Origin of the sequence: Rhodococcus sp. H29-C3, assembly GCF_030063405.1 — a bacterium.
GTDB lineage: Bacteria > Actinomycetota > Actinomycetes > Mycobacteriales > Mycobacteriaceae > Rhodococcoides.
In genome coordinates this window covers 19,116-31,349 of record NZ_JASITC010000008.1, presented here as the reverse complement: position 1 = coordinate 31,349, position 12,234 = coordinate 19,116, and the positions used below count along the sequence as shown (strand labels likewise).

General features: G+C 62.5%; 10 protein-coding genes. All 10 read right to left on the bottom strand.

The window, feature by feature from the left end:
- Positions 1 to 71: 71 nt before the first annotated feature.
- A complete protein-coding gene (locus QMK32_RS17645) occupies positions 72 to 2,096 on the bottom strand; it encodes a primosomal protein N' (RefSeq protein ID WP_283476456.1) in 2,025 nt (674 codons plus the stop codon).
- Between the two features lie 48 nt (positions 2,097 to 2,144).
- Positions 2,145 to 3,359 (bottom strand): methionine adenosyltransferase, encoded by a 1,215-nt coding sequence (metK, locus tag QMK32_RS17640; RefSeq protein WP_269305630.1) that lies wholly within the window; start codon positions 3,357 to 3,359, stop codon positions 2,145 to 2,147.
- A 210-nt stretch (positions 3,360 to 3,569) separates the two neighbouring features.
- Complete coding sequence (gene coaBC / locus QMK32_RS17635) at positions 3,570 to 4,811, bottom strand: bifunctional phosphopantothenoylcysteine decarboxylase/phosphopantothenate--cysteine ligase CoaBC (protein WP_283476455.1); 1,242 nt, start codon at positions 4,809 to 4,811, stop codon at positions 3,570 to 3,572.
- Positions 4,812 to 4,835: 24 nt separating this feature from the next.
- Positions 4,836 to 5,141, bottom strand: a complete 306-nt coding sequence (gene rpoZ / locus QMK32_RS17630) for a DNA-directed RNA polymerase subunit omega (protein WP_084348816.1) — start codon at positions 5,139 to 5,141, stop codon at positions 4,836 to 4,838.
- A 137-nt stretch (positions 5,142 to 5,278) separates the two neighbouring features.
- On the bottom strand, positions 5,279 to 5,875 hold the full coding sequence (gmk, locus tag QMK32_RS17625; RefSeq protein ID WP_283476454.1) for a guanylate kinase: 597 nt from the start codon (positions 5,873 to 5,875) through the stop codon (positions 5,279 to 5,281).
- A 30-nt stretch (positions 5,876 to 5,905) separates the two neighbouring features.
- Positions 5,906 to 6,226 carry an integration host factor, actinobacterial type gene (gene mihF / locus QMK32_RS17620; RefSeq protein ID WP_084348990.1) on the bottom strand — a complete coding sequence of 107 codons (321 nt, stop codon included), beginning with the start codon at positions 6,224 to 6,226 and terminating at the stop codon, positions 5,906 to 5,908.
- Between the two features lie 155 nt (positions 6,227 to 6,381).
- Positions 6,382 to 7,206, bottom strand: a complete 825-nt coding sequence (pyrF, locus tag QMK32_RS17615) for an orotidine-5'-phosphate decarboxylase (RefSeq protein ID WP_283476452.1) — start codon at positions 7,204 to 7,206, stop codon at positions 6,382 to 6,384.
- On the bottom strand, positions 7,203 to 10,568 hold the full coding sequence (gene carB, locus QMK32_RS17610) for a carbamoyl-phosphate synthase large subunit (protein WP_283476451.1): 3,366 nt from the start codon (positions 10,566 to 10,568) through the stop codon (positions 7,203 to 7,205). The genes pyrF and carB overlap by 4 nt, the downstream gene beginning before the upstream one ends.
- Entirely contained in the window at positions 10,568 to 11,698 is a 1,131-nt protein-coding gene (gene carA / locus QMK32_RS17605; RefSeq protein ID WP_283476450.1) for a glutamine-hydrolyzing carbamoyl-phosphate synthase small subunit, read from the bottom strand. The genes carB and carA overlap by 1 nt, the downstream gene beginning before the upstream one ends.
- Entirely contained in the window at positions 11,695 to 12,231 is a 537-nt protein-coding gene (locus QMK32_RS17600) for a PH-like domain-containing protein (protein WP_283476449.1), read from the bottom strand. The genes carA and QMK32_RS17600 overlap by 4 nt, the downstream gene beginning before the upstream one ends.
- Positions 12,232 to 12,234 lie beyond the last annotated feature (3 nt).

The following is a 12,234-nucleotide window of genomic DNA, read 5'->3' as shown; positions in this document are numbered from 1 at the left end:
CGTAAGAACTTGACCCAATGCCGTCGGAAACAGACTCTATGCGCTCGAAGTCGCACTCCCCCACCGACTACTCAACCGATTCTGATGGGATCGATCTGGACTCGAATCGAAGACGTACTTTTCCTCGCACTCCTGGCAGCCTGCGCATCTGCGAGTGAACGGGCAAGAGCCCCACCGGCGTTACGAGGCACCCGAAGCAAAAGTCGTTGGACATCGCCCGGCAGGACCTCTTCTCCCCCGCCTGCTGGAGCACGCTGACCATCAGGGAGATCTACCGGCCCGAGTATCTCCACCTCGTCCGAGAGCCCAGCCGCTTCGACGAGCGCGGTAATAGATGCCGTCGTCCCATCGATTGCCGCAACATGGACCGCCGGCGGGAATCGCACCTCTATTCGCTCCTCCAGCTGACTTCGCGCGTGCCCGACCGGATCCCAACGCACGAGTGCCTGCACCGTCGGAATCTCCGATTCGGCCACCACGACCACTCGGCCGTTCTCGGTACCGGGCCGTACCAAGGCTGCGGCCGTCATCCATCGGCGAAGTGTCTCCTCTGCTGCACGCAAATCGGCGCGGCCGAGCAATGCCCACCCGTCGAGCAGCAGGGCAGCACCGAACCCACCGGGCGCCGTCGGTTCGGCTCCCACAGTGGATATGACCAGTCTCGGTCCGGAAGCAACGGAGTCGAGCACCGATGCTCCCCCGGAGGTGTGGACCGGAACTCCAGGAAAGGCGCGGCCCAGCTCTTCTGCTGTTCGATGTGCACCGATGACAACTGCCCGCAGGGTTCGAGACCCGCAGACGGTGCAGCGATGGTTGGTATCGGCGACGCCGCACCAACTGCAGGTAGGACTGCCTGCGCCATCCGCTCCCGGAGCAGACGGCAATGACAACGGTCCGTTGCAGCGACGGCATCTCGCAGGATTTCGACACTTGCCGCAGGCCAGCGACGGAACGTATCCACCGCGTGGAACCTGAACCAGCACAGCAAGATTCGCGGCCAATGCTGTTCGTGCCGCATCGAATGCGATGGCAGGCAAGCGCGCTGCACGTGCCCCCGGATCTCGGGCCAACGCATGATCACTGTCCGCCAGCGCGACAACGTGTGGTTGCCGCGCCCGGACCACTTCCCGGGGCGCGAGAAGATCGTGTGCCCAACCGGAATCCACGAGCGCCTCGGCTTCGGCAGTTCTGGCATGCCCAGCCAAAACGACCGCACATCCGCATTCGTGCGCCCGCAACAACGCCACTTCACGCGCATGTGGATAAGGCGATCGAGGTTCGGCATAACCGTCGTCACCGTCATCCCACATGAGCAGCAAACCCAAGTTTCGTGCGGGGGCGAACACCGCGCTCCTGGTACCGACGACGATCGAAACATCACGTCGTAGTGCCGCCAACCAGCGCCGGTAGCGTTTGGCAGGTCCGAGGCCTGCGGACAATGCGATCACCGCGTCCGAGCCGGCGACCGCCTCGCAGGCGGACGCAACACGATCCAAGTCGCGTTGATCCGGCACCACCACGACGACGCTTCGCCCATTCGCCACTGTGACGCAGGCGAGTTCGGCGATGCGGTGAGCCCAATCCTCACCCGGAAGTGCTTGCCAGACCGCACGCGGACTCCTCGACGCCCTCAGTGCATCGAGAAAGGCCTCGCCGTGAATGTACGACGACCACGCACTCGAATCGATCGTGGGAGCAACAACGACCGGCATGTCGCCAGAAGGCTCCCCTTCGACCTTGGCGTGGCGCGGCGGAACAGCAAGACGCAGGACATCGGCTCTCGTCCCGGCATATCTCGCGGCGACGGCAGTGACCAGCGCGCTGATCTCGGGCGTCAGGACCCTCTCGGAAGAGACGACGCGGTCGAGCCAGCCGAGCTTTCCTGTGTGGTCGCTGGATTCGACACGCTCGACGACGTATCCGTCGACAAGCCTGCCGGCGAACCGTATTCGAACCCGCACCCCTGGTTGAGCACTATCGGCGAATTCGGCCGGTACGAGATAGTCGAATTCCCGGTCGAGGTGAGCGAGCGGCAGCAGCGGCAACACCCGCGCAATGGGATGCACCTCGGCTGCTGTTCTCGCTGCGCCGCTCACCTCACTCCGTTCGTGAACTTCTTTCCCGCGAGGTACCCGAAACCGATATCAGAGACCGGCGGCAGCGCGCAGCTTGTCGGCACGATCGGTGGACTCCCACGGAAGCGAAATGTCCGTTCGGCCGAAGTGTCCGTAAGCGGCGGTCGGAGCATAGATCGGACGAAGCAGATCGAGGTCACGAATGATCGCACCGGGGCGTAGATCGAACACCTCGGCGATCGCAGCCTGAATCCGCACTGGATCGGTCTTTTCGGTTCCGAAGGTCTCGACGAACAGACCGACCGGCGCTGATTTACCGATCGCGTATGCAACTTGAACCTCGATGCGATCGGCCAGGCCCGCCGCCACCGCATTCTTTGCAACCCACCGCATCGCGTAGGCGGCGCTACGGTCGACTTTGGACGGGTCCTTACCGGAGAAAGCACCGCCACCATGACGGGCCATGCCGCCGTAGGTGTCGACGATGATCTTGCGTCCGGTCAGTCCGGCATCGCCCATCGGTCCACCGAGGACGAACTTGCCGGTGGGATTGACGAGCAATCTGATGTTGGAAGTGTCGAGCGTGGGGATGTCCAGATCTGCGAGCACCGCGCCGAGGACCTTGTCGCGAATATCCGGCGTCAACAGATTGTCCAGGTCGATATCGGCCGCGTGCTGGGTGGAGACGACGACCGTATCCAGTCGCACTGCCTGATCACCGTCGTATTCGATGGTGACCTGGGTCTTGCCGTCCGGACGCAGATACGGCAGGGTGCCGTTCTTGCGCACCTCGGTCAATCGACGTGCGAGACGGTGCGCTAATGCGATCGGCAGCGGCATCAGTTCAGGGGTATCGGTATTGGCGTACCCGAACATCAGCCCCTGGTCGCCTGCACCCTGACGGTCGATCTCGTCCTCGGAGAGTCCTTCGACACGCGATTCGTGTGAATTATCCACTCCCTGGGCGATTTCCGGAGACTGAGCACCGATCGCAACGTTCACGCCACACGAATTGCCGTCGAACCCTTTGGCAGAAGAGTCGTAGCCGATCTCGAGGACCTTCTCGCGGACGATTTTTGGGATGTCGGCATAGGCGGTGGTGTTCACTTCACCGGCGACATGGACCTGACCGGTCGTGACCAACGTCTCCACGGCCACGCGTGCACGAGGATCCTCGGTGAGGAGTGCATCGAGGATCGAGTCGCTGATCGCATCACAAATTTTGTCTGGGTGACCCTCTGTCACAGACTCACTGGTGAAGAGCCGACTGCCGGACTTGCTCACGGATTTCCTCTCGACGCGTACTTGCGGCCGGCCAGGAGCGTTACTCCCTGTCGGCCATCACTTTCATTCGATTCGAGCACCTAACTGGTGAAGCACTCTGAACTACATTTCGTTCTGAACTACAACTATGAGTTCGACGCCCCGAGCCAGTTTCCGACACGAAGCGCCCGTCACTTTAGTCGGGCGGACGGGTGCTGTGCACCCTTCGGATCACCGGTGATCCGAAGGCTGGATCGCGAGCATGCCGACAACTGCGTCGACGACGCGGCTCGCAAGAAGAGCTTTCGAACCCTCTCCGAGCGCTGATTCCGAACCATCGGATCCCAACAGCCACCCGTCGTTGTCGTCGACCTCGAACGCTTTTCCCTCACCTACCGCGTTGACGACGAGCAGATCGCAGCCCTTGCGTTCGAGCTTCGCGCGCGCATAGGTGAGTACGTCTCCCTGCTCGTCACCGGTCTCGGCCGCAAAACCTACTATCACGGTGGCTTGGGCAATGTCCCCGTTACGACGCGACTCGACCAATCCTGCCAAGATGTCGTCGTTTCGAACCAGCGGGATCGAATCCGGCTCGTCGGCACCCTTCTTGATCTTGCTCGCGGCGATGGTTGCCGGACGGAAGTCGGCGACAGCTGCCGCCATCACGATCACGTCGGAATCGGGGGCGAACTTGCGCACCGCCTCCTGCATCTGCCGCGCCGTCTTCACATGCACCACGTCCACAGCTGCGGGATCTGGAAGTTCGGTGGTGAAACCAGCGATGAGGGTGACGTCGGCGCCGCGTTGAGCAGCCACCCGAGCCAACGCGTATCCCTGCTTGCCGGAACTACGGTTGCCCAAGAATCGGACCGGGTCCAACGGTTCGCGGGTTCCGCCGGCGGTCACGACGACTCGCCGACCGGACAGATCTTGCGGGAGTGCATCCGATCGCTCGGCCAGCAGCATCGCAAGCGCAAATATCTCGGAGGGTTCCGGAAGGCGACCCGCTCCGGTATCGCTGCCCGTCAGACGACCGGACGCAGGTTCGACGACGGTGACACCGCGACCACGCACGGTGACGACGTTGGCAACCGTCGCCGGGTGCTCCCACATCTCGGTGTGCATTGCCGGAGCGAGGACGACCGGGCATCGCGCGGTGAGAAGTGTGGCGGTCAGGAGATCGTCCGCACGTCCGCCTGCGATCCGGGCCAGCAGGTCTGCCGTGGCGGGCGCGACGACCACGAGGTCGGCTTCCTGCCCCAGCCGAACGTGTGGAACCTCGGGCACGTCGGAGAAGACTCCGGTGTGGACCGGGTTACCGGACAGCGCTTCGAACGTTGCCCGCCCCACGAACTCGAGCGCCGACTCCGTGGGGATCACCCGAACATGATGTCCACCCTCGGTGAAGCTGCGAATGAGGGAACAGCTCTTGTAGGCGGCGATCCCGCCACCTACTCCGATGACTACGCGCAACGGCTGCTTCCTTACCAGCGGTTCTTATTCGCCTTCGGAATGCTCGAGGAGATCGGCATGAATCTCTCGGAGTGCGATCGAGAGCGGCTTCTCCTGCAGACCCGGCTCGACCAAGGGGCCGACGTACTCGAGGATGCCGTCGCCGAGCTGGTTGTAGTAATCGTTGATCTGACGGGCCCGCTTGGCCGCATAGATCACGAGGGCGTACTTCGACGACGTACGCGCCAGAAGTTCGTCGATGGGGGGATTCGTGATGCCGAGCGGCGTGTCGTAGGCCGGAAGAACGCTGGATCCGTCGAAATCGGACACGGCCGCTGAAGTGCTGCTCACTATTGATCTCCTGAAAGTGCATCGGTACTGCTGCGAAAAATGCTGGTGCTGTCTGCTGGTCGGAGCCACACTGCTGGTAATACAAGACTGCTGAAGCTGGCGAAAATCGGCTCTACATCGCCCGGAGTACGCCGGAATCAACCGACCGAAGACCTACCGACCAACAAGGATACCAACTCATCGCACGAATGGTCGACATCGGCATTGACAATGATCGTGTCGAACTCGTTCTGTGCCGCCAATTCGATCCGTGCAGTCTGAAGTCGCCGCTCGGTAGCATCCGATTCCTCGGTAGCCCTGGACGTGAGGCGCTGCACCAGATCTTCCCAGGTAGGTGGTGCCATGAATACCAACAGAGCTTCGGGCTTGGACACTCGGACGGCACGTGCACCCGCGAGATCGAGTTCGAGCAGCACCGGATGTCCTCGCTCCAAGGCTTGCTCTACCGGGGCCGCCGGCGTGCCGGAGCGGTGCAGACCACCGTGCACACTCGCCCACTCGAGCAATTCGTCTGCCTCGACCATGCGATCGAACTCGTCGGCAGTCACGAAGTGATAGTCCTCGCCGTCGACCTCACCGGGGCGTGGCGCCCGGGTGGTCACGGAAACGCTGAACCACAGCTCGGGCAGGGTCCGTCGTACAACTCGAACGACGCTGGACTTACCGACGCCGGAGGGACCGGACAACACGATGAGCCGACCTCTCCCACTCGGTGACGCGTCACTGTCGGTCACGGTCGATACCTCCGCCACTAGTCGAACCTCTCAGGCTTCGAAATCGAATTTCGTCAACAACGCCTTGCGCTGTCGGTCACCGAGCCCACGTAGACGACGAGTCGGTGCAATCTCCAACTCGGTCATCAGTTCCTGGGCCTTGACTTTGCCGACCTTGGGAAGTGCTTCCAAAAGTGCCGACACCTTCATCTTGCCGAGAATCTCGTCGGTTTCGGCATCCTTCAACACTTGCTGTAGGTCGGTGCCGCCACGCTTGAGACGCTCTTTGAGCTCGGCTCTCGTTTTACGGGCGAAGGCCGCCTTCTCCAAAGCGGCTGCTCGCTGCTCTGCGGTCAACTGGGGAAGGGCCACGTTTCCTCCGTCACATCGAAAGGTGAACAGTGCACGGGTATTGCTTGCACTTTCGCTGCGGTATACCAGCGGTAACCTGCAACGACAGCGACGGTACCCACGCTCGACGGAGTTCGCGAACCCACCCCCACCGCCGAGCGCTTTCGGCCGGTGAGCTAGGCCAATGCAGTCTCGATCTCGTCGCGCAGCGTTCGAGCGGCGTCTTGGAGGGCGCCGACCGTTGGCCCGGCGGCGAGCACTCCACGGGACGAACTGGGCAGCAGCAGGTCCTGGCAGTCCCCGAAGATGTGCCGCAAGTCGCCGACCTCGGCGCCCTGGGCACCGAGACCCGGTGCAAGAATCGGTCCACCGAAACCTGCCAGGTCCAGACCGTGATCTCGGGTGGCACCGACCACCAGGCCTACCGTGCCGAGACCGTCACGACCGACAGTTCGTGCTCCGTCGACGATCGCTTGTGCAACCGATCGATCGTTGCTTTCGGCCAACTGCACCGAAGAACCTTCGGGATTCGACGTCCGAGCGAGAACAAAGACGCCTCGCCCGTGAGCCGAAGCCACGTCGAACGTCTCGGCCAAGGAGTCGAATCCCAGATACGGCGACACCGTTACCGCATCCGAGGACAACGGGCTCTCCTCCCCCAGCCACGTCTGCGCATACGCGCGCATGGTGGTGCCGATATCTCCACGCTTCGCGTCGGCGATCACCATCGTGCCGGCATCCCGCAACACCGTGATCGTGCGTTCCAACACAGCAAAGCCTGCGCTGCCGTAGGCCTCGAAGAAAGCGACTTGAGGCTTCACCACGGCGATCTCGCCGACGAAGGCCTCGACGCATATCTCCGCGAATGCCTCCAGCCCGTCGGCCGTCCTGGGCAGACCCCACGCGTCGAGCAGTGCCGGATGCGGGTCGATGCCGACACAGAGGCGCCCCTGCGAGGCGGTCGCGGTGCGGAGCCGATCCAACCATCCGCCGACGGTCATGCCTGACCGCGTCCAGCCATCGCGGCATGCAGATCCTGAAGCGAGCGAACTCCGATGCCGCCTGCGATGGAGGCTTCGATACCTTGCACGGCCGCCGAAGCACCCTGAACCGTCGTGATGCACGGGATGTTCTGTGCCACGGCCGCGCTCCGAATTTCGTACCCGTCGACGCGCGGACCCGAATTGCCGTAGGGCGTGTTGATCACCATCGCGATGTCTCCGGCGAGTATGCGTGCGACGATCGTCGTTTTTCCTTCCGGGACTTCCTCGCCGGACTGCTTGTACACCTGCTCGCAGGTGATCCCGTTCCGCCGCAGGACCTCTGCGGTTCCCTCGGTGGCGAGAATTGTGAAGCCCAGATCGGCAAGGCGTTTGACGGGAAAGATCAGGGAACGCTTGTCCTTGTTGGCGACCGATACGAACACAGCGCCGGAGAGTGGAAGCGATCCGTACGCCGCTGTCTGACTCTTGGCGAACGCAGTGCCGAAATCGGCGTCGATTCCCATCACCTCGCCGGTCGACTTCATCTCCGGACTCAGCAGAGTGTCGACGCCGGTGCCGTCGGCGCGACGGAATCGGTTGAACGGCAACACCGCTTCCTTGACGGCGATAGGTGCATCGAGCGGTGTGGTCCCGCCGTCACCGACCGCAGGAAGCATGCCGCTGACGCGTAGATCGGCAATCGACTCGCCCATCATGACCCGAGCACATGCTTTCGCGAGCTGGACTGCCGTCGCCTTCGAGACGAACGGCACCGTGCGACTGGCACGCGGATTCGCTTCCAGGACATACAGAATGTCGTCTTTGAGGGCGTACTGAACGTTGAGAAGGCCCTTGACGCCGATCCCCTTCGCGAGGAGTTCGGTCGAGCGACGAACGTTCTCGATATCGGCTCGGCCGAGCGTGATCGGTGGAAGCGCACAGGCCGAGTCGCCCGAGTGGATACCAGCTTCTTCTATATGTTCCATTACTCCACCGAGGTATACCTCGGTGCCGTCGCACAGCGCATCGACATCAATTTCGACGGCATCTTCGAGGAAGCGGTCGACGAGCACGGGCCTGTCGTGCGAGATCTCGGTTGCTCGGTCGATGTACCCGGCCAATGACGGCTCGTCGTACACGATTTCCATCCCGCGCCCACCGAGAACGTACGAGGGACGTACGAGCACGGGATATCCGATGCGAGCAGCAATGTCGCGCGCGCCGTCGAAGGTCGTTGCAGTACCGAATTTAGGTGCGGGCAAACCGGCTTCGTTCAGGACCCGGCCGAATTCACCGCGGTCCTCCGCGAGGTCGATTGCTTCCGGGCTGGTGCCGACGATCGGAACGCCCGCTGCCTTCAGCCGCTTCGCCAGGCCGAGTGGAGTCTGGCCACCGAGCTGAACGATGACGCCCGCTACCGTTCCCGACTGTGACTCGGCTCGGTAGACCTCGAGTACGTCCTCGAACGTGAGGGGTTCGAAGTACAGGCGGTCGGCCGTGTCGTAGTCGGTGGAGACGGTTTCGGGGTTGCAGTTGATCATGACCGTCTCGTACCCGGCTTCGGACAGTGTCTGCGCCGCATGGACACACGAGTAGTCGAATTCGATTCCCTGGCCGATGCGGTTGGGTCCCGATCCGAGGATGAGGACCTTGTCGCGTTCGCGTTGCTCGGTGACCTCGGACTCGGCTTCGGGATCGAGTTCGTAGGTGCCGTAGTGATAGGGCGTCTTCGCTTCGAATTCAGCGGCGCAGGTATCGACCGTCTTGTAGACCGGGTGGACTCCGAGTTCGCCTCGTAGAGCCCGGACACCGTCTTCGTCCCCGAGTTCGGGTCGGAGCGCGGCGATCTGACGATCGGAGAGTCCGTGGTACTTCGCCTGACGCAGAAGGGCTTCGTCGAACTCTGCCGCACCGCGGATGTCGTTGCCGAGCTCGTGGATCAGCTGGAATTGATCGAGGAACCACGGATCGATCTTGGTGGACTCGAACAATTGCTCGACCGTTGCGCCGAGAGCGAATGCCTTCTCGATGCCATACATGCGACCGTCCTGTGGAACGGCCAGATCAGCGAGCAGTCCCTCCAGATCCTCCGCCGGATCGCCTTCGGCGTCGCTCGGCCAGGTCACTTCGGGGCCGGTCCAGTAACCCGCGCGCTTGGTTTCGAGCGAGCGCATGACCTTGCCGAACGCCTCGGTGAAGTTGCGTCCGATCGACATCGCCTCACCGACGGACTTCATCGTGGTGGTGAGGGTGCCGTCCGCGCCCGGGAACTTCTCGAATGCGAACCTCGGCGCCTTGACCACGACGTAGTCGAGAGTGGGCTCGAAGCACGCAGGCGTTTCCCTGGTGATGTCGTTGACGATCTCGTCGAGCGTGTACCCGATGGCGAGCTTGGCGGCCATCTTGGCGATCGGATATCCCGTCGCCTTCGATGCCAGCGCCGAAGACCGGGACACCCGCGGATTCATTTCGATGACCACGAGCCGGCCATCGGCAGGGTCCATCGCAAACTGAATGTTGCAGCCACCGGTATCGACGCCCACCTCGCGCAGAATGTCGATGGAGAGGTCGCGCATGGCCTGGTATTCGCGGTCGGTGAGTGTCATCGCCGGGGCAACGGTCACCGAGTCACCGGTGTGCACACCGACCGGATCGACGTTCTCGATGGAGCAGACGATCACGACGTTGTCGCGACTGTCGCGCATGAGTTCGAGTTCGTACTCTTTCCAGCCGAGGATCGACTCCTCGATGAGGACGTTCGCGGTCGGCGAGGCGGAAAGACCTCCACCGGCGATACGCGTCAGATCGGTGTCGTTGTATGCCATTCCGGAACCGAGCCCGCCCATGGTGAACGACGGGCGCACCACGACGGGAAAACCGAGTTCTTCGACGGCCGCTCGCGCCTCGTCCATCGTGTAGCAGACAGCCGACTTCGCGGACTCGCCGCCGACTTTGGCGACGATGTCCTTGAACTTCTGTCGATCTTCGCCGCGCTGGATGGCGTCGAAATCGGCGCCGATCAGCTCGACACCGTACTTGGTCAGAATTCCCTGCTCGTGCAACGCGACGGCCGCGTTGAGGGCGGTCTGACCGCCGAGAGTCGCGAGAACAGCTTCGATCGGGTGACCTTGTTCGGCCTCGCGGGCGAAGATCTTTTCGATGAACTCGGCGGTGATCGGCTCGACGTAGGTCGCGTCGGCGAATTCCGGGTCGGTCATGATCGTCGCCGGGTTGGAGTTGACCAGGCTGACTCGCAGGCCCTCTTCGCGCAGTACGCGACAAGCCTGCGTTCCCGAATAGTCGAACTCGCAGGCCTGACCGATCACGATCGGGCCCGATCCGATGACCAGTACATGGCTCAGGTCTGTGCGGCGTGGCATTACTTCTTCTCCTGAAGGACGCTGGTGAAACGATCGAAGAGGTATGCGGCGTCGTGTGGACCTGCCGCGGCCTCGGGGTGGTACTGGACGGAGAACGCCCGCCCGCTCAACAGTTCGACGCCTTCGACGGTGCCGTCGTTGGCGCACGTGTGACTGACGCGCGCTCGACCGAAGTCGGTGTCGAATTCTTCGCCGGCCTCGCCTTCGAGCGCGAAACCGTGGTTCTGCGCAGTGATGGCGATCCGGCCGGTGGTGTGTTCGACCACCGGGATGTTCATTCCGCGATGGCCGAACTTCATCTTGTAGGTAGAGCGCCCGAGGGCACGACCGAAGATCTGGTTGCCGAAGCAGATGCCGAAGAGTGGCAGATCCTGCTCGAGAACGCTACGGGTGAGGGCAACACTGGAGTCCGCGGTCGCTGGGTCCCCGGGTCCGTTCGAGAGAAAGACGCCGTCGGGATTCAATTCCAGAATCTGCTCGATGCTCGTCGTCGAGGGCACCACGTGCACTCGGACACCGCGCTCGGCAAACATCCGAGGAGTGTTCGTCTTGATACCGAGATCCACTGCGACGACGCTGAATCGGCTCTCGCCAGCAGGCTCGATCGTGTAGCTCGAAGTCGTGGTCACTTCGCCGGCGAGGTCGGCTCCCAGCATCGATGGCTGACCGAGTACCTGCTCGAGCATCTCGTCTGTGCTTCCGAGTGCATCTCCGGAGAACACGCCTGCACGCATGGATCCGCGGGTGCGGAGGTGACGTACCAGCGCGCGGGTGTCGATTCCGGCGATGCCGACGACGTTCTGTTTCTCGAGCTCGTCCTGCAGCGTTCCGGTCGAACGCCAGCTCGACGGACGGCGCGCTGGATCGCGTACGACATACCCTGCCACCCAAATCTTGTTGGGGTCACTTGCGCTGGAGGCTTCACCGTCCTCTTGGTTCCAGCCCGTGTTGCCGATTTGGGGAGCGGTGGCCACCACGATCTGGCGGTGGTAACTGGGATCGGTGAGAGTTTCCTGATAGCCGGTCATTCCGGTGCAGAACACTGCTTCGCCGAAAGTTCGACCTTCGGCCCCGAAAGTTGTGCCGCGAAACGTCCGGCCGTCCTCCAGAACAAGAACTGCGCTGCTCACGCGGGTGTCTCCTTCGAATCATCTGTACCGGCACTCGAGCCGGAATCAGTAGTTGTATCTGTGTCGACCCACGCCGGGTAGACAAATTTGTCGTCGGCGCGAAATCCGGTATCAATCTCGGTGCCCGTGGGCAATTCCCAACGGATCACCAGAAGCCCGTCCTTGCTCATGACCTTGCCTGCGAGCCCACGCTCGGTTCGAATCGCGCGAATGGACTCCTCAGGAATCCAGATGGTGGATTCGCCGGTTCGGACCAACAAGATGCCGTGCTGGTGCCGGGAGAGCTCGGCAGTGGCCCGATGGCCGATGTCTCCGACCGCGATTCGGTCCTGCCAGCTCGGCGCTATGGTGCTGCCGACATACAGGCCAGTCGACGGCTCGAGCACAGTGCTACCGATATCCGACGGCACCTCCGGGAAAGTGCCGATTCGATCTGCCTGTCGTTTCTGCCGCCCGCGCCAGCCCCAGAAGATCAATGCGATCATCAGGACCCAGAACACGACGAACGCGACGACGATGAGAACTCTGTCCATGTG

Excerpts from the sequence above, each read along its gene's own strand:
- QMK32_RS17600 (WP_283476449.1), bottom strand. The coding sequence starts at position 12,231 with ATGGACAGAGTTCTCATCGTCGTCGCGTTCGTCGTGTTCTGGGTCCTG.
- pyrF (WP_283476452.1), bottom strand. The coding sequence starts at position 7,206 with ATGACCGTCGGCGGATGGTTGGATCGGCTCCGCACCGCGACCGCCTCG.
- carB (WP_283476451.1), bottom strand. The coding sequence starts at position 10,568 with ATGCCACGCCGCACAGACCTGAGCCATGTACTGGTCATCGGATCGGGC.